Here is a 246-nt window from a genome sequence, read left to right as displayed (position 1 = left end):
AGCTCCGTCAGCGGCACTTCGACGGACAACTGCTGCCGCACCCGCGACACCGCCTGCACCGCCAGCAGCGAATGCCCACCGAGTTCGAAGAAGTCGTCGTGTCGGCCGACCTGCTCCAACCGCAACAGCTCACACCAGATCGACGCCAGCGTCGTCTCGACCTCGCCTTGCGGCGGCTCGTAGACACGCTGCGTATACGCCTGCCCATCCGGCGCCGGCAGCGCGTTGCGATCCAGCTTGCCGCTC

General features: G+C 67.5%; 1 protein-coding gene. It reads right to left on the bottom strand.

Annotation, left to right across the window (positions count from 1 at the left end):
- Positions 1-246 (bottom strand): phosphopantetheine-binding protein (locus LC490_RS24320; RefSeq protein WP_223621916.1); only part of this gene is annotated, 246 nt, incomplete at both ends.

This window comes from Lysobacter sp. ESA13C, assembly GCF_019970005.1.
Classification (GTDB): Bacteria; Pseudomonadota; Gammaproteobacteria; order Xanthomonadales; family Xanthomonadaceae; genus Lysobacter; species Lysobacter antibioticus_B.
The sequence above is the reverse complement of the archived record's forward strand: the minus strand, read 5'-3'. Positions and strand labels throughout refer to the sequence as shown.